This is a genomic window from [Rhizobium] kunmingense (genome assembly GCF_977018605.1).
Window position 1 is genome coordinate 1,111,194 of record NZ_CDRNXG010000001.1, and the last position, 21,806, is coordinate 1,132,999.

16 protein-coding genes are annotated in these 21,806 nt (G+C 62.8%); 13 read left to right on the forward strand and 3 right to left on the reverse strand.

Annotated elements, in window-relative coordinates:
- Positions 1-34: 34 nt before the first annotated feature.
- The gene (locus AC0JZ4_RS05590; protein ID WP_471885432.1) at positions 35-358 is read left to right on the forward strand and encodes a phosphoribosyl-ATP diphosphatase; all 324 of its coding nucleotides are present in this window, start codon (positions 35-37) and stop codon (positions 356-358) included.
- Positions 355-1,344 (forward strand): type I pantothenate kinase, encoded by a 990-nt coding sequence (coaA, locus tag AC0JZ4_RS05595; RefSeq protein ID WP_471885433.1) that lies wholly within the window; start codon positions 355-357, stop codon positions 1,342-1,344. The genes AC0JZ4_RS05590 and coaA overlap by 4 nt, the downstream gene beginning before the upstream one ends.
- A gap of 13 nt (positions 1,345-1,357) precedes the next feature.
- Here the strand turns inward: coaA and AC0JZ4_RS05600 are convergent, their stop codons facing one another.
- From AC0JZ4_RS05600 to AC0JZ4_RS05610, 3 genes are all read right to left on the reverse strand, one after another.
- Positions 1,358-1,969 (reverse strand): alpha-ketoglutarate-dependent dioxygenase AlkB family protein, encoded by a 612-nt coding sequence (locus AC0JZ4_RS05600; protein WP_471885434.1) that lies wholly within the window; start codon positions 1,967-1,969, stop codon positions 1,358-1,360.
- 26 nt (positions 1,970-1,995) lie between these two features.
- Positions 1,996-2,430 carry an alternative ribosome rescue aminoacyl-tRNA hydrolase ArfB gene (arfB, locus tag AC0JZ4_RS05605; protein ID WP_471885435.1) on the reverse strand — a complete coding sequence of 145 codons (435 nt, stop codon included), beginning with the start codon at positions 2,428-2,430 and terminating at the stop codon, positions 1,996-1,998.
- 112 nt (positions 2,431-2,542) lie between these two features.
- A complete protein-coding gene (locus AC0JZ4_RS05610; RefSeq protein WP_471885436.1) occupies positions 2,543-4,153 on the reverse strand; it encodes a phosphoenolpyruvate carboxykinase in 1,611 nt (536 codons plus the stop codon).
- A 355-nt stretch (positions 4,154-4,508) separates the two neighbouring features.
- Between AC0JZ4_RS05610 and AC0JZ4_RS05615 the strand changes: the two genes are divergently transcribed.
- The 11 genes from AC0JZ4_RS05615 (at position 4,509) to addA (ending at position 21,750) form a co-directional block, all read left to right on the forward strand.
- A complete protein-coding gene (locus AC0JZ4_RS05615; RefSeq protein WP_471887801.1) occupies positions 4,509-5,231 on the forward strand; it encodes a response regulator transcription factor in 723 nt (240 codons plus the stop codon).
- Between the two features lie 107 nt (positions 5,232-5,338).
- Positions 5,339-7,090, forward strand: a complete 1,752-nt coding sequence (locus tag AC0JZ4_RS05620; RefSeq protein ID WP_471887802.1) for a stimulus-sensing domain-containing protein — start codon at positions 5,339-5,341, stop codon at positions 7,088-7,090.
- Positions 7,087-7,554 carry an HPr kinase/phosphorylase gene (locus AC0JZ4_RS05625; RefSeq protein ID WP_471885437.1) on the forward strand — a complete coding sequence of 156 codons (468 nt, stop codon included), beginning with the start codon at positions 7,087-7,089 and terminating at the stop codon, positions 7,552-7,554. Before AC0JZ4_RS05620 ends, AC0JZ4_RS05625 begins: the two co-directional genes overlap by 4 nt.
- A 124-nt stretch (positions 7,555-7,678) precedes the next feature.
- Positions 7,679-8,080, forward strand: coding sequence for a PTS sugar transporter subunit IIA (locus tag AC0JZ4_RS05630; RefSeq protein WP_471885438.1), 402 nt, complete (start codon positions 7,679-7,681; stop codon positions 8,078-8,080).
- A 17-nt stretch (positions 8,081-8,097) separates the two neighbouring features.
- Positions 8,098-8,373 (forward strand): HPr family phosphocarrier protein, encoded by a 276-nt coding sequence (locus tag AC0JZ4_RS05635; RefSeq protein ID WP_471885439.1) that lies wholly within the window; start codon positions 8,098-8,100, stop codon positions 8,371-8,373.
- A 149-nt stretch (positions 8,374-8,522) separates the two neighbouring features.
- Positions 8,523-9,923 (forward strand): adenosylhomocysteinase, encoded by a 1,401-nt coding sequence (gene ahcY, locus AC0JZ4_RS05640; protein ID WP_471885440.1) that lies wholly within the window; start codon positions 8,523-8,525, stop codon positions 9,921-9,923.
- A 207-nt stretch (positions 9,924-10,130) separates the two neighbouring features.
- A complete protein-coding gene (locus AC0JZ4_RS05645; RefSeq protein ID WP_471885441.1) occupies positions 10,131-12,701 on the forward strand; it encodes a sensor histidine kinase in 2,571 nt (856 codons plus the stop codon).
- Positions 12,698-14,224: a tRNA (adenosine(37)-N6)-threonylcarbamoyltransferase complex ATPase subunit type 1 TsaE gene (gene tsaE, locus AC0JZ4_RS05650; protein ID WP_471885442.1), complete on the forward strand. Its 1,527-nt coding sequence runs from the start codon at positions 12,698-12,700 to the stop codon at positions 14,222-14,224. The genes AC0JZ4_RS05645 and tsaE overlap by 4 nt, the downstream gene beginning before the upstream one ends.
- 12 nt (positions 14,225-14,236) lie before the next feature.
- The gene (locus AC0JZ4_RS05655) at positions 14,237-14,965 is read left to right on the forward strand and encodes a nucleotidyltransferase family protein (protein ID WP_471885443.1); all 729 of its coding nucleotides are present in this window, start codon (positions 14,237-14,239) and stop codon (positions 14,963-14,965) included.
- Between the two features lie 4 nt (positions 14,966-14,969).
- Complete coding sequence (gene addB, locus AC0JZ4_RS05660; RefSeq protein WP_471885444.1) at positions 14,970-18,173, forward strand: double-strand break repair protein AddB; 3,204 nt, start codon at positions 14,970-14,972, stop codon at positions 18,171-18,173.
- Positions 18,166-21,750: a double-strand break repair helicase AddA gene (addA, locus tag AC0JZ4_RS05665; RefSeq protein WP_471885445.1), complete on the forward strand. Its 3,585-nt coding sequence runs from the start codon at positions 18,166-18,168 to the stop codon at positions 21,748-21,750. Before addB ends, addA begins: the two co-directional genes overlap by 8 nt.
- Positions 21,751-21,806 lie beyond the last annotated feature (56 nt).

Consider the following 21,806-nt stretch of genomic DNA (forward strand, 5'->3'; position numbering starts at 1 on the left):
GATACGCTTTAGAACCGGGCCGGAGGAGAGAGTTTTGAGCGAATTTACCCTGAGCGATCTGGAAAAGATCGTCGCCGCGCGGGCGAAAGCCTCGCCGGACGAGTCCTGGACGGCAAAACTTGCCGCCGCCGGCCAGACCAAGGCCGCCAAGAAACTCGGCGAAGAAGCGGTCGAAACGGTGATCGCGGCCGTGGCGCAGGACCGCAAGGAACTGGTGTCGGAAAGCGCCGACCTGATCTATCACCTGTTAGTCGTATTGAATATCGCCGACATTCCGTTGCAGGATGTGCTCGACGAACTTCAACGCAGGACCGGCCAGTCGGGCTTGCAAGAAAAGGCAAGCCGGCCGAAGTCATGAGTAGCGCACCGCAGCCCGCCGATGAGCGGCAAGCCGTCCCGATGACCGAGTTCTATTCTCCCTATCATCACTTCAGCGCTGAAGAATGGGCGCGTTTCCGCGCCGATACGCCGCTGACGCTGACCTCCGAGGAAATCGCCCGGCTGCGCTCGCTGGACGACCCGATCAACCTCGACGAAGTGCGGCGCATCTACCTTGCGCTGTCGCGCCTTCTTTCCACGCATGTGGAAGCCTCGCAGCGGCTGTTCCGGCAGCGCAACCGCTTCCTTACCCTGCCGGATGTGTCCAAGACGCCTTTCATCATCGGCATCGCCGGATCGGTCGCGGTCGGCAAGTCGACAACCGCCCGCGTGCTGCAGGAACTTCTCGCCCGCTGGCCATCCAGCCCGAAGGTGGATCTGATCACCACCGACGGCTTTCTCTATCCAAACGCCGTGCTCCAGCGTCAGGACATGATGCAGCGCAAGGGTTTTCCGGAAAGCTACGATATCGGCCAGATCCTGCGATTTCTGTCAGCCATCAAGGCCGGCGAGCCGAACGTCAGGGCACCGCGCTATTCGCACCTGACCTATGACGTGCTGTCAGACGACTACACGCTGGTCGACCGGCCCGACATCCTGATCTTCGAAGGCATCAACGTGCTGCAATCGCGGGCGTTGCCGACGGATGGAACAATCGTGCCGATCGTCTCGGATTTCTTCGACTTCTCGATCTATATCGATGCGGACGAAGAGCAGATCCACCAGTGGTATGTGCAGCGCTTCATGAAGCTGCGCGAAACCGCCTTCCGCGATCCGACGTCGTTCTTCAAGAAATACGCGGCGATCGATACGGATGCGGCGCTCGAGGTCGCCGAGGGTCTTTGGGAAAACATCAACCTGAAGAACCTGCGCCAGAACATTCTGCCGACCCGCCCGCGCGCCGACATCATCCTGCGCAAGGGCCGCGATCACTTCATCGAAACGGTGTCGCTCAGAAAACTGTAGCCGGATTCAACACTCACGGACCGACGCGACGGAGCGTCAGATTGATCCGGCCGCCGTTTTTCAGAAGCGTCGAGGTGTTGGGATAGATGCGGTCGACGCCGTGGAAGGCAAGCCGCCCCTCCCCGCCGAGGATCACGACATCGCCGCTCGACAGCCTGAACGAGCCGGTGGGGTCTTTTCGCTCCAGCCCGCCGACGCGGAAGAGGCAGGTGTTGCCGAGCGAAATCGACAGGACCGGTGCGGAAAAGTCGGTCTCATCCCTATCCTGATGCAGGCCCATTTTCGCATCATCGGAATAGAAGTTGACGAGGCAGGCCTGCGGCAGATCGGGATGGCCGGAAAGCGCGGTCCAGAGTTCTAACAGTTCGGGAGGGATCGCCGGCCATGGCTTGCCTGTTGCCGGGTGGGTGGGCTGGTAGCGATAGCCGCGCTCCCTGTCGGTCACCCAGCCGAGCGCGCCGCAATTGGTCATCCTGACCGACATCGGCTTGCCCGTCCCCGGCATCACCGGCGTATAAAGCGGCGCCTCGGCGACGATCCCCCGAATGACCTCGACCAGATGCTCCTGCGCCGGCCGATCGAGATAGGCCGGAAGATGCCGGATACCGTTCATCAGCGTCGCCATGCCCTCTCCTCCTCTTCCGTTCGGCTTCAGTCTCCGCTCGGCTTGCCGCGCATCTTCTTGATGTCGGAGCGCCCGGATTTTGCCTTCAGCCGCCGCTCGACCGAGCCCTTGGTCGGCCTTGTCGCCTTGCGCACCGGCGGCGGCGGCTTGGCGGCCTCGAGGATCAGCTCCTTCAGCCGTTCTCGCGCCTCTTCCCGGTTGCGTTCCTGGCTGCGCGACTTGCTCGCCTCTATCATCAGCACGCCGTCCTTCGACACCCGCTTTCCGGCAAGCTTCAAGGCATTCGTCTTGACGCGCTCGGGCAGAGACGGCGAGTTGACGATATCGAAGAACAGTTGAACCGCGGTCGAGACCTTGTTGACATTCTGCCCGCCGGGACCACCCGCCAGAACGAACTGTTCCGTCAGTTCCCATCCGGCGATGGTGATGCGGCTGTTGATGATAAGCGGATTGCTGGCCATGGTCTCGAATTCTAGCGACTGGCCGGCATCTTTCCCATAAAGCCGCACAAAAGAAAACCGCCGGCCGGGTATTGCCCGACCGACGGTTCCACGTGAATCACACGTTTTGCGCTTATTCGGCTGCGACCAGCAATCCAGGCGCTGCATCCTTGACCTTGGCATCGACATGCGCCTCGAACTTTTCGAAGTTCTTGATGAACATCGAAACGAGCTTGGCCGCCTGGTTGTCATAGGCCAGTCCATCGGCCCAGGTCGAACGCGGGTCGAGAATGGCATTCTCGACGCCATCGACCGCAACCGGAACGGCAAAGCCGAAATTGGCGTCGGTGCGGAACTCGGCATTCTTCAGGCTGCCGTTCAGCGCAGACGTCAGAAGCGCGCGGGTCGCCTTGATCGGCATGCGGCGGCCGGTACCGTAGGCGCCACCGGTCCAGCCGGTGTTGACCAGCCAGCAGTCGACGCCGTGCTTGGCGATCAGTTCCTTCAACAGGTTGCCGTATTCGGCCGGATGACGCGGCATGAACGGCGCGCCGAAGCAGGTCGAGAAGGTCGCTTCCGGCTCGGTCACGCCCTTTTCCGTGCCGGCCACCTTGGCGGTATAACCGGACAGGAAGTGGTACATCGCCTGTTCCGGCGTCAACCTTGCAATCGGCGGCATGACGCCGAAGGCATCGGCCGTCAGCATGATGATCGTCTTCGGATGGGGCGCCAGACCGGTTTCCGAGGCGTTCGGGATGAAGTGCAGCGGATAGGCGCTGCGGGTGTTTTCCGTCAACGAATTGTCGTCGAAATCCGGCACGCGGTTCTCGTCGAGAACGACGTTTTCGAGAACGGTGCCGAAGCGACGGGTCGCGGCGTAGATTTCAGGCTCGGCTTCGGCTGACAGCTTGATCGCCTTGGCATAGCAGCCGCCTTCGAAGTTGAAGACGCCGTTTTCGCCCCAGCCATGCTCGTCGTCACCGATCAGCGTACGGGCCGGATCGGCCGACAGCGTCGTCTTGCCGGTGCCGGACAGGCCGAAGAACACGGCGGTATCGCCTTCAGCGCCGACATTGGCCGAGCAATGCATCGGCATCACGCCCTTGGCCGGCAACAGGTAATTCAGGACGGTGAAGACGGACTTCTTGTTCTCGCCGGCATAGGAGGTGCCGCCGATCAGAACGAGACCATTTTCCAGATCGCAGGCGATCACCGTTTCGGAGCGGCAGCCATGGCGCTCCGGATCGGCCTTGAAGCTCGGCAGGTTGATGATCGTCAGCTTCTGCTGGAACCCGGACAGCGTCTCACGCTTGGGACGGATCAGAAGGTTGCGGATGAACAGCGCATGCCAGGCAAGCTCGGTGACGACGCGGGTCGGCAGGGCGTTTTCGGCATCGGCACCGCCGACGAGATCCTGCACATAGAGTTCGCGGCCGGCGGCATGGGCCAGCATGTCGGCCTTCAGCACGGCAAAGTGCTCCGGCGACATCGGCTTGTTGTTGTCCCACCAGATCTTGGTCTCGGTCGAAGCATCGCGAACGACGAACTTGTCCTTCGGCGAACGGCCGGTATGCTGGCCGGTGACGGCGCGCAGCGCGCCATCGGCGGTCAGCGTCGCCTCGCCCTTGCGCAGCGATTCTTCATAAAGCTCGACCTCGGAGAGGTTGTAGCTGACGCGTGCGACCTTATCGAGACCGATCGCTGCAACACCGTTTGCCGGATTATAAAGTCCAAGCTCTTCCATACGCGCCTAACCTCCGTCTACTATTTCTACGATTGGCCGTGGCTTGAAACTAGAGCCTGTTTTTTAAAACGGCAAGCCACCTGATTTAAATAGATCAACAAAATCAATAATTTAATCGATTTAAAGAAATCTATTTCGCTTTAAATCGGTTTATTGGGCTTTTTGATGCGCCTGATAAACGGCAGGAATGCGGCCATTTGCGACCCTGCGGCGCGCGCACCGCCAAACACTCTCCCTTTGACTTTGCCACAATTTGTTCCACCTTTCCCCCCATGTAGCGCTTGGCGAGGGCTGGGAACCGATGAAAACGGTCATTCCAGGAGATGCGCACGAAATGGCAATGGAGACGGACGGTATGCAGACAATCGCGCTCGTAGACGACGACCGAAACATTCTCACCTCGGTGTCGATCGCGCTCGAGGCGGAAGGCTACAAGGTCGAGACCTACACGGATGGCGCATCGGCGCTTGACGGTCTGGTCGCCCGGCCACCGCAGCTTGCCATCTTCGACATCAAGATGCCGCGCATGGACGGAATGGAATTGCTGCGCCGCCTGCGCCAGAAGTCCGATCTTCCGGTCATCTTCCTCACCTCCAAGGACGAGGAAATCGACGAACTGTTCGGCCTCAAGATGGGCGCCGACGACTTCATCACCAAGCCGTTTTCCCAGCGCCTGCTGGTGGAGCGGGTGAAGGCGATCCTGCGCCGTGCGGGCAGCCGCGATCTGCAGGCACCGGGCGGCGTGAAGGCAACGCCGGAACAGCTGGCGGCACGGACACTCGAGCGCGGCCAGTTGCTGATGGATCAGGAACGCCATACCTGCACCTGGAAGGGCGAGCCGGTGACGCTGACCGTTACCGAATTCCTCATCCTCCACTCGCTGGCGCAGCGTCCGGGCGTGGTCAAGAGCCGCGACGCGCTGATGGATGCCGCCTATGACGAGCAGGTTTATGTCGACGACCGCACCATCGACAGCCACATCAAGCGGCTGCGCAAGAAGTTCAAGATGGTTGACACGGATTTCGACATGATCGAAACGCTCTATGGTGTCGGTTATCGCTTCCGCGAAGCGGCCTGACGCGCGAAAGTTACGACAGCTTAACTTGAAGCCACGACCGGGCCGGCGATAGATTGGCCCGGCGGAAGGACCAGGACGTGGCAGACAGACTGCTCGAAAATCAGCCGATCGGTGTAGCCCCGGTGAGACGCAGCGTCCGCCGGATCTGGCCCCGCTCGTTCACACTGATCCGCCGCCTGTTCGGCCATGCAGTGTTTTCCAGCCTCACGCGCCGTATCCTGTTCTTCAATATCGCCGCGACCGTCGTTCTCGTCGCAGGCATCCTCTATCTCAACCAGTTTCGCGAAGGGCTGATCGATGCCCGCGTCGAAAGCCTGCTGACCCAGGGCGAGATCATTTCCGCCGCCGTCTCGGCTTCGGCTTCGGTCGATACGAACTCGATCACCATCGATCCGGAAAAGCTCCTTGAACTGCAGGCCGGCCAGAGCATCACGCCGGTGCCGAACGACGAGGATCTGGATTTCCCGATCGACCCGGAACGCGTCGCACCGGTCCTGCGCCGGCTCATCTCGCCGACCCGCACCCGTGCCCGCCTGTTCGATGCGGATGCCAACCTGCTGCTCGATTCGCGCCATCTGTATTCGCGCGGCCAGGTTCTGCGATACGATCTGCCGCCGGTCGAAAACGAAACCCAGACCTGGAGCGAATGGACGTCCGGCCTGTTCAACCGGCTGCTCCAGCCCGGCAACCTGCCGGTCTACCGCGAAGCGCCGGGCGGTGACGGCTCGATCTATCCGGAAGTGATGAACGCCCTGACCGGCGTGCGCGGCGCGCTCGTGCGGATCACCGATCGTGGTGAGCTGATCGTCTCGGTCGCCGTTCCCGTGCAGCGTTTTCGCGCCGTGCTCGGCGTCCTGCTTCTGTCCACACAGGCCGGCGATATCGACAAGATCGTCCATGCCGAGCGGCTGGCGATCATGCGCGTCTTCGGCGTCGCGACACTCGTCAACATCGTGCTGTCGCTGCTTCTGTCCTCGACGATCGCCAATCCGCTGCGTCGGCTTTCGGCTGCCGCCATCCGGGTTCGCCGCGGCGCCAAGCAGCGCGAGGAAATCCCGGATTTCTCCTATCGCCAGGACGAGATCGGCAACCTGTCGATTGCCGTGCGCGACATGACCAATGCGCTTTATGACCGTATCGACGCGATCGAAAGCTTTGCCGCCGATGTCAGCCACGAGCTGAAAAACCCGCTTACCTCGCTGCGCAGCGCCGTGGAAACCCTGCCGCTGGCGAAATCAGAGGAATCCAAGCGGCGGCTTACCGAGATCATCTTCCATGACGTGCGCCGCCTCGACCGGCTGATCAGCGACATTTCCGATGCGTCGCGCCTCGATGCGGAACTGGCGCGCACGGATTCGGCGCCGATCGACATGGAAACGCTGGTCACCAACCTTGTCGATATTTCCCGGCAGATGCGCACCGGCCGCAAACCGGTCGAGATCGATCTCGGCGTCGACGACAAGGGTCTCGAAAAGGGAGCCTTCGTCGTCAATGGCCATGACCTGAGGCTCGGACAGATCATCACCAACCTGATCGAGAACGCACGCTCCTTCGTGCCGGAAAAGAGCGGCCATCTCACCATCCGCCTGTCGCGGCAGAAGGACCGGGTGGTGATCACCGTGGATGACAACGGCCCCGGCATCCAGGCAGAAAATATCGACCGCATCTTCGAGCGTTTCTATACCGACCGCCCCGACGGCGAGAGTTTCGGCCAGAATTCGGGGCTGGGCCTGTCGATCAGCCGGCAGATCGCCGAAGCCCACGGCGGCACGCTGAAGGCGGAAAACGTGCAGGACAAGGCCCAGCACATTACCGGTGCGCGCTTCATCCTGTCGCTTCCGGCCGGCAGCAGCGCGTGAGCGGCCCGCCCTTCAACATTCATGCAACGGCGATTGCCGTCGAAGGACGCGGCCTGATCTTCGTCGGCCCGTCCGGCGCCGGCAAGTCGATGATGGCCTTCCAATGCCTGACGATCGCCCGAAGGCTGGGGGGCAAGGCAGCCCTTATCGCCGACGACCAGATCTTCGTCAGCCGCAGCGACGACCGCATCATCGCCACCTGCCCGCCCTCGATCGCCGGCATGATGGAGCTGCGCGGCAGCGGCATCGTGCGGATGGAACATGTGCCGTCGGCTGCTCTCGACCTTGCCATCCGCGTGGTTTGCGCCGGCGACGCCGAGCGTCTTCCGCCGCAAGGAGAGCGGTTTTCGCTCGGGGACGCCGGCGACCTGCCTATGGTTCGGATCATAGCCAATGCGGCCGATCCACTCGCCGTCATCGGTGCCCTGATGCCCGCCTGGCGAGAGGGGTCCACGATTTGGTGAGCGGGGCAGCGATTTTTTTAACTTGAACTTCAACGCTAGTTGGCGAAGATGGCAACCCGCCGCTTTACGGCACCAGTGCGTTACGATATGGGCCGCGAGTTTTGAAATCAGGGGGCGTATTTTCATGATCGGACTGGTGCTTGTCACCCATGGCAAGCTGGCTGAGGAATTCAAACATGCCGTCGAGCATGTGGTTGGTCCGCAGAAATTGATCGAAACCGTCTGCATCGGTCCGGAAGACGACATGGATCAGCGGCGGCAGGATATCCTCGACGCCGTCGGGCGCGCCAATGCCGGAAACGGCGTCATCATCCTGACCGACATGTTTGGCGGAACGCCTTCCAACCTCTCCATCTCCGTCATGGAAAGCGGCACGACCGAAGTGATCGCCGGAATGAACCTGCCGATGCTGATCAAGCTTGCCGGCGTTCGCGGCGAAAACGACATGGAGCGGGCGCTTGCCGAAGCCTCCGAAGCCGGTCGCAAATACATCAACGTCGCCAGCCGCGTCCTGAGCGGCAAATAAGAGCGAGACCGAACAGCATGTCCGCCCTCACCCGCCAATTCACCATCGTCAACAAGCGTGGACTGCATGCCAGGGCGTCGGCCAAGTTCGTGCAGATGGTCGAGGGCTATGACGCCAAGATCGTCGTCTCCAAGGACGGGATGAGCGTCGGCGGAACATCGATCATGGGCCTGATGATGCTGGCAGCCTCCACCGGCTGTTGCATCGACGTCGCGGCCGAAGGCAATCAGGCGACCGACGCTCTCGATGCGCTGGAGGCCCTGATCGCCAACAAGTTCGGCGAGGAAACCTGACAGGCTCCGTCACATAAACATATAAAGACCTCTTTATATCGACATTGCAACTGGGTCGGAAGCCTGCTAAACCGCCACCCAGTTTGCCTGCCCATGCCCAATTGGCGCCGGTGGGCCGCATGACAATGCAACGAGATCTGGAGAGCTTCATGAGCACCGAAAAAGACTACATCGTCGCGGATATCAACCTTGCCGACTTCGGTCGCAAGGAGCTGGATATCGCCGAAACCGAAATGCCGGGCCTGATGTCCTGCCGCGAGGAATTCGGTGCGTCGAAGCCGCTCAAGGGTGCGCGCATTTCCGGCTCGCTGCACATGACGATCCAGACCGCCGTTCTGATCGAAACGCTGCAGGCGCTCGGCGCCGATATCCGCTGGGCCTCCTGCAACATCTTCTCCACGCAGGACCATGCCGCAGCCGCAATCGCTGCCGCCGGCATCCCGGTCTTCGCCGTGAAGGGCGAGAGCCTGACCGAATATTGGGAATACACCGACAAGATCTTCCAGTGGTCTGACGGCGGCTTCTCCAACATGATCCTCGACGATGGCGGCGATGCCACCATGTACATCCTGCTCGGCGCCCGCGCCGAAGCCGGTGAAGATGTCCTGTCGAACCCCGGTTCGGAAGAAGAAGAGATCCTGTTCGCGCAGATCAAGAAGCGCCTCGAAGCTTCGCCGGGCTGGTTCACCAAGCAGCGCGACGCGATCAAGGGCGTCACCGAAGAGACGACGACGGGCGTTCACCGCCTGTACGAACTCTCCAAGAAGGGCCTCCTGCCCTTCCCGGCGATCAACGTCAACGACTCGGTCACCAAGTCGAAGTTCGACAACAAGTACGGCTGCAAGGAATCGCTGGTCGACGGCATCCGCCGCGGCACCGACGTGATGATGGCCGGCAAGGTTGCCGTCGTCTGCGGTTACGGCGACGTCGGCAAGGGTTCGGCCGCCTCGCTGCAGGGCGCCGGCGCCCGCGTCAAGGTGACCGAAGTCGACCCGATCTGCGCCCTTCAGGCCGCCATGGACGGTTTTGAAGTCGTGACGCTCGAAGACGTCGTTGCCACCGCCGACATCTTCATCACCACGACCGGCAACAAGGACGTCATCCGCATCGAGCACATGCGCGAGATGAAGGACATGGCGATCGTCGGCAATATCGGCCATTTCGACAACGAAATTCAGGTCGCGGCGCTGAAGAACCTCAAGTGGACCAACGTCAAGCCGCAGGTCGACATGATCGAGTTCCCGAAGGGCAACCGCATGATCCTTCTGTCGGAAGGTCGCCTCCTGAACCTCGGCAACGCAACGGGTCACCCGTCCTTCGTCATGTCCGCCTCGTTCACCAACCAGACGCTGGCACAGATCGAGCTGTTCACCAAGGAAGGTGAGTACAAGAACGACGTCTATATCCTGCCGAAGCATCTCGACGAAAAGGTCGCGCGCCTCCATCTCGGCCGCCTCGGCGTCAAGCTGACGGAACTTTCCGAGGAGCAGGCTGCCTATATCGGCATCTCGCCGCAGGGTCCGTTCAAGGCGGAACACTACCGCTACTAATCCGTAGCCGGTTAATCCACAACATGTTGTAGCCGCAGCCTTGACAAAAGGCTGCGGCTTCTTTTTTGCCGCCACGCCTTCCCGCCCCCTGCCCCAGCCAGTATTGTTTTGAGACTTGATTCGACCTGTCCACGCCGTCGGCTTCGGGCAAGGTGCGAAGTGGTATGTCTTGTCGATGAGCGGCAATTGGACGGAGACACACCGGTCATGACGGTAAAAAAAATGAGCCTGCTAGAGCAGGCCGATCCAATTCTTGGCCTGGGTAACGGCGCCCGCAAGACCCCGCATGCACCCCATGGTGGCTATGCGAAGGCGGCGTTTGCGGGCATCGCACGGCGCATGCGGCTGCTCCTCTCCGGCACCTCGCTGGTCGCGGTTCCGACCGTGGCGATGGCGCAGGAAGATGCCGCCGTCTCCCCGCTTTTCTCATCCGCCGAAGTGATCGTCTCGTCCATCGTGCTCGGCGCGCTCGGCGCTGCCCTGCTTGCTGCCGTCTGGCTGGTACGCCAGCGTGGCAACATGGAAGCCGAAGGCGAGGAAATGCGCAGCGCGCTCTCCGACGCGCAGCAGCGGATTTCCAAATACGAGGCCCTGATCGCCGACAAGAACCGCCGCATCGTCGTCTGGGAAAGCGGTTCGTCGAAGGCCGAACTGCTCGGCCAGTTGCCGGTGGAGACCGGCGCGCCGCAGGTCGACAGTGAATTCCTTGCGTTCGGTCGCTGGCTGCGCGCCAGCTCGGCAGCCGACCTCGACAAGGCGATCGACCTGTTGCGCAGCCATGCGCGCAGTTTCGACATGATCGTGGAGACGGCCCGCGACGAAGTGCTGGAAGTCCAGGGCCGCGTGTCCGGCGGCAAGGCTTTCGTCCGCTTTCTGGCGCTCAACAACCTGCGCGCCGAACTTGCCGAACTGAAGATCGAACGCGAGCGTCTGACAAGCTCGATCTCCGTCTTCCAGTCGCTTCTCGACGCGATCGAGCAGCCGGTCTGGCGGCGTGACGGCCAGGGGAAGCTTGCCTGGGTCAACCATGCCTATGGCGATGCCGTGGATGCCAGCAATCCTGAAAAGGCCGTTGCCGAAGGCCGCGAGCTGCTCGGCACCGTCAGCCGCGAGATGATCCGCGCCAAGGCGACGACGACCTCGCCGTTCCACGACCGCCTGTCGACCGTCGTGCATGGCAACCGCACGGTGCTCGATGTCGTCGACGTCGTCTCCACCGATGGGTCCGCCGGCATGGCGATCGACGTGTCGGAAGCGGAAACGGTGCGCGAGGAGCTGAAGCGGACGCTGAAAAGCCATGCCGAGACGCTCGACCATCTGGCAACGCCCGTCGCCATCTTCGACAGTGCCCGGCGGCTGCAGTTCTACAACCAGGCCTTCATGCAGCTCTGGGGCCTCGACCTGCCGTTCCTGGAATCGAAGCCGGACAATAGCGAGCTTCTCGACCGGCTGCGCTCCAACGGCAAACTGCCGGAACAGCTCAACTGGCGCAACTGGAAGGAAACGGCGCTTGCCGTCTACCAGTCGCTCGACACCAGGACCGACACATGGCATCTGCCGAACGGCCAGACGCTGCGCGTCATCGCGACGGCCCATCCGCAGGGCGGCGCGACTTGGGTGTTCGAGAACCTGACGGAACAGGTGGATCTGGAAGCCCGCTACAACACGCTGGTCCAGGTCCAGGGTGAGACGATCGACCATCTGACCGAAGGTGTCGCGGTTTTCGGCCCCGACGGCCGCATTCGCCTGTCCAACCCGGCGTTCCGGGCGCTGTGGGGCATCACCGCCGAACAGGCGCATCCCGGCAATCACATCAAGACGATCGAGGCCGCCTGCTCACCGTCCTACGACAAGCCCGACGGCTGGCGCCGGTTTGCCCAGGCATTGACCAATTTCGACGACGAGCGCGCCTCGCTGCAGGGCACGTTCGAGCTCTATTCCGGCATCATTCTCGACTATGCCGTCACGCCGCTGCCCAATGCCCAGACGATGCTCACCTTCGTCGACATGACGGCAAGCGTCAGCGCCGAAAAGGCGCTGAAGGAAAAGAACGAGGCGCTGCGCAAGGCCGACGAGCTGAAGAACGACTTCGTCCAGCACGTTTCCTATGAACTGCGTTCGCCGCTGACCAACATCATCGGCTTTACCGATCTCCTGAAGACGCCGGGCATCGGTCCGCTGAACGACCGACAGGCCGAATATATCGACCATATCTCGACCTCGTCCTCCGTGCTTTTGACCATCGTCAACGATATCCTCGATCTGGCAACCGTCGATGCCGGCATCATGCAGCTCAACTATTCCGAAATGGCGATCGAGGACCTGCTCGACGATGTGGCGATGCAGATCGCCGACCGGCTGCAGGAAAACAACATGACGCTGGAAATCATCGCGCCGGCCGGCATGGGCACGATCATGGCCGACCAGCAGCGGTTGAAGCAGATCCTGATCAAGCTTCTGACCAACGCCACCAATTTCGCCCCCGACAATTCGACCATCACGCTGAACTGCTGGCGCGATGCGACCAACGTGTTCTTCTCGGTGCGCGACCGCGGACCGGGCATTCCGCCGGACATGCTGAAAACCGTATTCGACCGGTTCCGGGCGCAGGCCAAGGATGGGCGGCGCAGCGGCGCGGGGCTGGGCCTTTCGATCGTCGAGAGCTTCGTCAACCTGCACCATGGCGACGTCAATATCGACAGCCGCGCCGGCGAAGGCACGACGGTCACCTGCCGCATTCCCGCAATCTCGCCGGCTCACTCGGTCGCCGCCGAATGACGGCCGGCTCGGCTCTTTCGCTTTACCTTTCCGGCGAAGACGAGACGATCAGGCTCGGCGAGGATCTGGCGCTCGCCTTTCGCCCCGGTGATTGCGTTGCGCTCTCGGGCGATCTCGGGGCCGGCAAATCGACGCTCGCCCGCGCCCTCATTCGCGCCGTCGCAGACGATGCCGATCTCGATGTGCCGAGCCCGACCTTCACACTGGTTCAGCTTTACGAATTGCGCATTCCCGTCGCGCATTTCGATCTTTACCGGCTGGGTGACGCGTCCGAACTCGACGAGCTGGGTTTCGACGAAGCGCTGGCGTCGGGCATCTGCCTCGTCGAATGGCCGGAAATGGCCGGCGACCTCCTGCCCCGCGACCGGATCATCATGAAGCTGGAGCATGAAGGTGCCGGGCGGCGGGTGACGATTTCGGCTCCGGAGGCGGCCCTTTCCCGCATCCGCCGCGTTCTGGCGATCCGCGAATTTCTGGGCGTCCACGGCTATCCGAAAGCCCCTCGCCGCTTCCTGACAGGCGACGCCTCGATGCGGGCCTATGAAAGCGTGACGACGGATGAGGGCGAAACGCTGATCCTGATGGACTGGCCGAAACGGCCGGAAGGTCCGCCGGTTCTCGACGGCAAACCCTATCCGAAGGTCGCCCATATCGCCGAGGACGCCTATCCTTTCGTGGCGATCTCGCAATACCTGAAGAGCCTCAGCCTTTCGGCACCGGAGGTCCTGCATGTCGATTACGATCAGGGCATTCTGCTGATCGAGAATTTTGGCAGCGACGGCGTTCTCGACGACGACGGGCAACCGATTGCCGAGCGCTACCGGGAAAGCGTCGTGGCGCTTGCCTATCTGCACGGCCATGTCACGCAGCAGGATCTGCCAATAGAAAGTGGGCCGATCGAAAATGGTCCGATCCATCGCGTGCCGGATTTCGATCCGACCGCGATGAAGATGGAAGCGCGGTTGCTGCTCGACTGGTACCTGCCGTGGAAACGCGGCGAACAGGCTGGCGAAGACGAGCGGGCCGAGTATCTGGCGATCTGGGACGGGCTGATTGCCGAGCTTGGTACAGCAGAGAAGAACCTGCTGCTGCGCGATTTCCATTCGCCCAACATCATCTGGCGGGGCGAGCAATCCGGCGTCGCCCAGGTGGGCATCATCGATTTCCAGGACGCGATGATCGGGCCGACGGCCTATGATCTTGCCTCGATCGTGCAGGATGCGCGGGTCGATATTCCGAAGCCGCTGGCCGATCAGATGATGATCGACTACGTGACGCTGCGGCGCTCGCTCGGGTCCTTCGACGAGACCGCCTTCATGAAATCCTGGGCAATCATGGCGGCGCAGCGCAACTGCAAGCTGGCGGGCCTGTGGGTGCGGCTGAAGGAGCGCGACGGCAAGCCGCAATACATGAAGCACATGCCGCGGACGCTGAGGCACCTTTCGACAGCGCTTGCCCATGAAACGCTCGCCCCCTTGCGCGATTGGTGCTCGCGGGCTGGAATAGAACTTTCCGAATCATAGAAGTCGAGTGCGATGACAATCAGGCAGGCGATGGTGCTGGCGGCGGGTCTCGGAACGCGTCTGCGCCCGATTACCGACAGGATGCCGAAGCCGCTGGTACAGGTTTCCGGCAAGGCGATGATCGATTACGGCCTCGACGCACTGGCCGATGCCGGGGTTGAGGTAGCCGTCGTCAACGTGCACCATTTCGCCGAGATGATGGAAGCGCATCTGGCCGCCTATAAGCGGCTCGATATCACTATTTCCGACGAACGCGACGAACTGATGAATTCGGGTGGCGGGCTGAAGAAGGGTCTGGCCCTCCTGCCCCCCGGCCTCACCTTCGTGATGAATGCCGATCTCTTCTGGGTCGGCGAACAGCCCGGTCAGGCTACCAACCTCGAAAAATTAGCCGGATTCTTTGATCCCGCGACGATGGACATGGCCCTGCTCTGCGTGCCGTTGGAGCGCACCACGGGCCATAACGGCAAAAGGGATTTTCAGCTGAATGCCGATGGTCGTTTGTCCCGCTACACGGACGGTGACAATCCGGTCGTCTATGCAGGGGCGATCGTCCTTCATTCCTCTCTGCTCGACGATGCGCCGGACGATGCCTTCAACCTCAACATCTATTTCGACCGCGCGATCGAAAAAGGCCGGCTGTTCGGTCTCGTCATGGACGGCGAATGGATCACCGTCGGCACGCCGGACGCGCTGCCGCAAGCCGAGGCGGTGATCGCCCGGCATCTGGCGGAGGGTTGAGGCCATGGCGGCATCCGACCCGAGCCGCATCTTTTCCATCCCCTCCGGCGTGCCGTTTCTCAGAACGCTCGCCGCGTCGCTGTGCGACGGCCGCCTGGATGCCGATTTCCGCTACGATCCATCCGATCCGATGTCGCTGGCCGACGTGACGATCTTCGTGCCGACGCGCCGTTCTGCTCGCGTGCTGCGCTCCGAATTCGTCGAGCTGCTCGGCGGCCGCGCCGCGATCCTGCCGGTCATCCGCCCGCTTGGCGAGACCGACGACGACAGCGGTTTCTTCGATCTCGTGGCACCCGAGGAAATGGACCTGGCGCTGCCGATCGGCGGCACGACACGGCTTCTGGAACTGGGACGGCTGATCCTGGCATGGCGCAACCAGTTGCCGAAAGTGGTGCTGGACGTGCATTCGGAATCGCCGCTCGTGGCCCCGGCAAGCCCGGCCGATGCGATCTGGCTGGCGCGGGCGCTGGCCGAACTCATCGATGCGATCGAGACCGAGGAGCGCGACTGGGCGGATCTTGAAAACCTGCAGACCGGCGAACATGCGCTGTGGTGGCAGCTGACCGCCGAATTCCTGAAGATCGCCAGCGCCTTCTGGCCGATGCGTCTCGACGAGCTGAAACGCTCGTCGCCGTCAAAGCACCGGGCCGCCATCCTGCGCGGCGAGGCGCGGCGGATTGGCGAGCGGGCGCATAAGGGACCGGTGATCGTTGCCGGTTCGACCGGCTCTGTGCCGGCAGCGGCTGAGCTGATCGCGGCGATTTCGCGCCTGCCGAACGGAACCGTGGTGCTGCCCGGCCTCGACATGTCGATGTCGGAAGAGCAATGGGCGATGGTGGGCGAGGAAGCCTTTGACGGAAAGCCGGACCCGGCAAGCCGCAGCCATTCGCAATTCGGTCTCTCGCGGCTTCTGAAAAAGATCGGTGTGACGCGGGCCGACGTGACTGTCGTTGCGGAAGCACCGGCCGATCTCGCCTTCCGGGCCGAAGCAATCTCGCAGGCGCTGGTGCCGGCCAAGGCGACGGATCGCTGGAGCACCTGGCGTAACGAGGCCGACCCCGACCGGCTGCACGGCGCCTTTGCCGATGTGTCGCTGATCGAGGCGGCGAACGAGCGCGAGGAAGCGGTGGCGATTGCGATCGCGCTGCGGCTGGCGCTGGAAAAGCCCGGCAAGTATGGTGGCGCTGCCGTGGCGGCGCTGATTACCCCCGACCGTGCGCTTGGCCGCCGGGTGACGGCGGAACTTGCCCGTTTCGGCATTCTCGCCGACGATTCCGCCGGTCTGGCGCTGTCCGGCACGCCGCAGGGAACGCTGACGCAGCTTCTCTTGGAAGCGACGCTGCGCCCCGGCGATCCGGTGGCGATCGTCGGATTGCTGAAACATCCGCTGATGCGGCTCGGCCTGCCGCCGGCGGACCTCAGGGCTGCAATCGATGCGCTGGAGGTTCTGGCCTTGCGCGGCGGTATCGGCGAGATGGATATCTCGACGCTCGGGCCGACCCTCGAAGCGCAGATCGCGGCGATGCCCGACGACACGCACATGCCGCAATGGCGCGCTTCACTGCCGGAAGTTGCCATAGAGCAGGCGCGCAATATCGCGGCGAAGATTACCGCTGCCGTGGAACCTCTGGTCAGCGCCTTCGTCGCCCGCCGGCCGGACGGGCGCGGGCTGACGGCAAAGCTGCCGCTTTCCGAATGGGCGGCGCGCACTGGACGCGTGCTGGAAGCGCTTGCAATCGACGAACGGGGCGATCTTGCCGCTCTCTGGTCGGGTGAGGCAGGCGAGCAGCTTTCGGGCATGCTTTCGGAAGTGATCGAGGCGGACGGACAGATCGAAGCGGACGGGCCGCAATGGATCGATATCGTCATGGCGCTGACGACGGGAGCGGCGGTAAAGCCGCGGTCGCTGGCGCATCCGCGCGTCTTCATCTTCGGTACGCTGGAAGCACGATTGCAGAGCGTCGACACGATGATCCTCGGCGGGCTGAACGAAGGCTCGTGGCCGGGGCAGACGGTCAACAATCCTTTCCTCTCCCGTTCGATGAAGACCGACATGGGGCTGGAACCGCCGGAGCGACGGATCGGCCAGCTGGCCCATGATTTCGAAATGGCCTGCGGCACGCGCAACCTGATCCTGTCGCGCTCGATGCGGCAGGGCTCGACGCCGACCGTTGCATCCCGCTGGCTTCAACGATTGCTGGCGCTGGGCGGCAAGAGCTTTGCCGACGAACTGAAGGCGCGTGGCGAAGATTTTCGCCAATGGGCATCGCTGATCGACAAGGGCGATAACCAGCCGCCGGCGAAGCGCCCTGCCCCGACGCCACCGGCCGACAAGCAGCCGACAAAATATTCCTTCAGCGAAGTGGGCCGGCTGCGGCGCGACCCCTACGCGGTCTATGCAAGGCGGATATTGCGGCTCGATCCGCTTTCCCCGTTCAACGAGGATCCCGGCGCACGCGAACGCGGCAATCTCTATCACGCGATCATCGACCGCTATACGCGACAGGGCCACAAGCCGGGTACGAATGTTTCACGTGAATCCATGATGTCGATCACGCATGCGCTTTTCGACGAGGAGCAGTTGCCGCTGCATATCGACCGCGTCTGGCGGCCGCGCTTCATCGAGGTGGCGAAGGCGTTTCTCGACTGGGAGGAAAAGCGGGCGCCGGAACTGCGCAGCACGGTGACGGAAGCGGGCGGCGGCTGGGAAGTGCCCATGGCCGGCATCTATGTGACCGGGCGGGCCGACCGCATCGACATCATGGCCTCCGGCGCGGCCGACATCATCGACTACAAGACGGGTTCGAGCCCGACGAAATCGCAGGCACGTTCACTGCTTGAGCCGCAGCTTGCGCTGGAGGCGGCGGTGCTCAAGGCCGGCGGCTTCAAATCTCTTGGGCCCCAGCAACCGGGCGATCTTCTCTATGTCCGGCTCAAGCCCGGAGACCGGTTCGCGTCGGAGAGCGTCAACAACGAGGGCACGACGGCGACCGCCAGAAACCAGCCGAAATCGGCGATCGACCTGGCGGAAGAGTCCATCGAGCAGCTGACCAGGTTCGTGCTGAAACTGCGGGCCGGTGAAGCCGGGTTTGCCTCGCGGCTGGTGCCGTTTGCGCAAGGAGACTTTGGCGGCGAATACGATCACCTCGCCCGCGTTGCCGAGTGGTCGACGGCAGATGACGACGGAGAGGCGGAAGGCGATGAGTGAGATCAGCCTCGATACCATGAACGACAGCGACCTGCCGAAGGGTGACGATCCGGCGCGGTGGATCGACTGGACGACGGTGCAGCAATCACGCGCTTCCGACCCGGCAAGCTCCGCCTGGGTTTCGGCCAATGCCGGATCGGGCAAGACGCATGTTCTGACGCAGCGGGTGATCCGGCTGCTGCTGGCCGGCTGCCGCCCCTCCTCCATTCTCTGCCTCACCTATACGAAGGCCGCAGCGTCGGAAATGTCGAACCGCGTCTTCCAGCGGCTGTCGGAATGGACGGTGCTTTCCGACGAGGAACTGGCGAAGCGGATCACTGGCATCGAGGGTGCTGAGCCGGATTCCTTCAAGCTTGCCGAAGCGCGGCGGCTGTTTGCCAAGGCGCTGGAGACGCCGGGCGGATTGAAGATCCAGACCATCCACGCCTTCTGCGAGGCGCTGCTGCACCAGTTTCCACTGGAGGCCAATGTCGCGGGACATTTCTCCGTGCTCGACGATCGTGCCGCGACGGCGCTGCTGGCCGAAGCGCGGCGCTCGCTTTTGACGGCGACCTCAGCGGAAGACGATCCGGATCTGGCGGAAGCTTTTGCACATGTGCTGGATCTCGGCGACGAGTTCGGGCTCGAGACGCTGCTTGCCGATATCGTCTCCAACCGCACGGCAATCCGGCGTTTCACGGCTCAGGCCGAGAAGCGGGACGGGATCGATGCGGAGTTGCGAAGCATGCTGGGGCTCGGGGCCGACGATACCGAGGCGAGCATCGCCGAAAGCTACTGGCCCCTGCCCGGCCTTTCGGGGCTGACGCTCGATCTCTATCTGTCGCTTGCCGACCAGAAAGGCGGATCGACGGTTCATGAGGTCGCCTATGGTCTGCGGACCGTGGCGAAGGAGCCGGATGGTTTCAGGCGGGCGGAGTATCTGGAACGGATCTTCCTGACGGCCAAGGGTACGGTGAAGGCGGATCGCAGCCTGATTGCGGCGGCGATGACGAAGATCGCGCCCGAACTTTCCGGCGCTATAGATGCGGCCCGCGAGCATGTGCTTGCCTGCCGCGAGCGGATGCGGCTCTTGCGGATGTTTGCGGCGACCCGTGCGGCGCTGACGCTCGCAGCAAGGTTGACCGACGATTACGAGGACCTGAAGAAGGGCCGCAGCCTGCTCGACTTCGAGGACCTGATTGCCCGCACAGCCGATCTTCTGACCCGCGACGGTGTCGGTGCCTGGGTGCATTACAAGCTCGACCAGGGCATCGACCACATTCTCGTCGACGAGGCGCAGGATACGAGCCCTGTCCAGTGGACGGTGATCAAATCGCTGGCGGAGGATTTCTATTCCGGCACCAGTGCTCGCGAGACGCGGCGGACGATCTTTGCCGTGGGGGACGAGAAGCAGTCGATCTATTCGTTTCAAGGCGCGCGGCCTGAGCGGTTTGCGGAAGAGCGGCATGCGACGCAGCGGCAGGTGGCCGAGAGCGGGCAGCCGTTTCACGCCATACGCCTGCCGCTTTCCTTCCGTTCCACGGCGGATGTGCTTTCGGCCGTCGACCAGGTGTTTTCGGTCGAGGACAATGCCAGGGGTCTGTCGGCGATCGGCGATGCGGTGCAGCACCGCTCCAACCGGATGGGGCATCCCGGCATCGTGGAACTGTGGGACGTGGTGGCGCCCGACGTGGCCGAACAGGACGAGGACTGGACGGCGCCGTTCGATTCCACGCCGGACAAGGCCCCGGTCGCGATCCTTGCCAACCGGATCGCATCGCGTATCGGCGAGATGATCGGCCGCGAGACGGTGATCGAGAAGGGCGTGGAACGGGCGATCGAGCCGGGCGATATCCTGGTTCTGGTGCGCAAGCGTGATGCCTTCGTCAATGCGCTGACGCGGGCGCTCAAGCGGCGCGACAACATTCCCGTCGCCGGTGCCGACCGGTTGCGGCTGACAAGCCATATCGCGGTGCAGGACCTGTTGGCGCTCGGGCGGTTTCTGCTTCTGCCGCAGGACGATCTTTCGCTGTCCGCCCTTTTGAAAAGCCCGCTGTTTGATCTTTCCGAAGACGACGTGTTCGAGGTCGCGGCGCTGCGGCCGGAGGGGGCGAGTGCGTGGTCGCAGCTTTTGCAGCTGGCGCAGGATCAGCCGGAGCGGTTTGGCGACACGGTGGATCGGCTGCAGCATATGCTGACGCTATCGCGGCTATTGAGCCCGCATGATCTTTTTGCCCGGCTGCTCGGACAATATGGGGGACGGCGAAAATTTCTCGGGCGGCTGGGGACCGAGGCGGGCGACATTCTCGACGAGTTCCTGACCTTCGCGCTGGACCATGAAACATCCGGCCTGCCGGGGCTGCAGGCCTTCGTTTCGACACTGGAGCTTGAAAGCCCGGAGGTGAAGCGCGAGCAGGATGGTGGGCGCAACGAGGTGCGGATCATGACCGTGCACGCCTCCAAGGGTCTGGAAGCGCCGGTCGTGTTTCTCGTCGACAGCAATTCCAAGGCGTTCATTGCCGGCCATGTGCCGAAATTCCGCTTCCTGAAGACGCCACAAGGCGATGTGCCGGCCTGGTTGCCGGGCAGCGGCATGGGCAATGGGCTTACCAATGCCGACAAGGACCGGCTGGAGACGCTGGCCGAGGAAGAGTATCGGCGGCTGCTTTACGTGGGCATGACACGGGCGGCCGACCGGCTGACGGTCTGCGGTTATCGCGGAGTGCGCGACAACCCGGACAGCTGGCAGGCGATGATCGGCCGGGCGCTTGTCCTCGACGAGGCGCATTGCGCTGCCAAGACATTCAGCGGGCCGGAAGGCGAATGGGGCGGGCTGACATGGCGGTTGCCGGTGATTGGCGGCAAAGCGGTGCCGAAGGCGGAGCCAGGGGCTGCTCATGCGGGCGAAGGTGACGGGGCGAAGGCCGCGCTCCCCCCTGCCCTGTTCAGGCCCTTGCCGCCGATGAAGATATTGCCGCGACCGCTCAGCCCGTCGGGGGCCGGGACGATGGTGGATGACGATGCGGACGACCTGATCGTCACCTCGCCGCTGTTCGGCGAAAAGGCATCCGGCAGTCTGGCGCTGCAGAAGGGCAAGCTTACCCACCGCATGCTGCAGATGCTGACGGAGTTTGACGATCATGAACGGGAGCCGGCCGCACGGCGTTATGCGGAGCGGGCCGCGCGCTACTGGCCTGCCACGGAGCGTGAAAAGCTGGTGGCCAGCGTGATGGGCGTGCTTGCCAACCGCGATCTTGCGCCTGTCTTTTCCGCCCGCAGCCAGTCGGAAGTGTCGATCATGGGGACGCTGACGCTTCATGGCGACGACTTTGCCATATCGGGCCGGATCGACCGGCTGGTCGAGACCGAGGACCGGGTGATCATTCTCGACTACAAGACCAACCGCATGCCGCCGGGAACCGTGGAAGCCGTGCCGCTGACGCATCGGGCGCAGCTTGCCATCTACCGGGAGATCCTGGCGCCGCTTTATCCCGGCAAGGCAATCGACTGCGTGCTGGTCTATACCGAGACGGCGCATGTGATGCCATTACCTGTCGACGTGCTGGCGCAGTCGCTTGCGGAGCTTACGACAAAGTGACATGACGGACATTGAAAATGATCGATACCGATCTCACATCTGCACCAACGAAGAAC

Coding starts and splice junctions, on each gene's coding strand:
- coaA (WP_471885433.1), top strand. CDS start 355: ATGAGTAGCGCACCGCAGCCCGCCGATGAGCGGCAAGCCGTCCCGATG.
- AC0JZ4_RS05600 (WP_471885434.1), bottom strand. CDS start 1,969: ATGGCGACGCTGATGAACGGTATCCGGCATCTTCCGGCCTATCTCGAT.
- arfB (WP_471885435.1), bottom strand. CDS start 2,430: ATGGCCAGCAATCCGCTTATCATCAACAGCCGCATCACCATCGCCGGA.
- AC0JZ4_RS05610 (WP_471885436.1), bottom strand. CDS start 4,153: ATGGAAGAGCTTGGACTTTATAATCCGGCAAACGGTGTTGCAGCGATC.
- AC0JZ4_RS05615 (WP_471887801.1), top strand. CDS start 4,509: ATGCAGACAATCGCGCTCGTAGACGACGACCGAAACATTCTCACCTCG.
- AC0JZ4_RS05630 (WP_471885438.1), top strand. CDS start 7,679: ATGATCGGACTGGTGCTTGTCACCCATGGCAAGCTGGCTGAGGAATTC.
- AC0JZ4_RS05635 (WP_471885439.1), top strand. CDS start 8,098: ATGTCCGCCCTCACCCGCCAATTCACCATCGTCAACAAGCGTGGACTG.
- ahcY (WP_471885440.1), top strand. CDS start 8,523: ATGAGCACCGAAAAAGACTACATCGTCGCGGATATCAACCTTGCCGAC.
- AC0JZ4_RS05645 (WP_471885441.1), top strand. CDS start 10,131: ATGACGGTAAAAAAAATGAGCCTGCTAGAGCAGGCCGATCCAATTCTT.
- tsaE (WP_471885442.1), top strand. CDS start 12,698: ATGACGGCCGGCTCGGCTCTTTCGCTTTACCTTTCCGGCGAAGACGAG.
- AC0JZ4_RS05655 (WP_471885443.1), top strand. CDS start 14,237: ATGACAATCAGGCAGGCGATGGTGCTGGCGGCGGGTCTCGGAACGCGT.
- addB (WP_471885444.1), top strand. CDS start 14,970: ATGGCGGCATCCGACCCGAGCCGCATCTTTTCCATCCCCTCCGGCGTG.
- addA (WP_471885445.1), top strand. CDS start 18,166: ATGAGTGAGATCAGCCTCGATACCATGAACGACAGCGACCTGCCGAAG.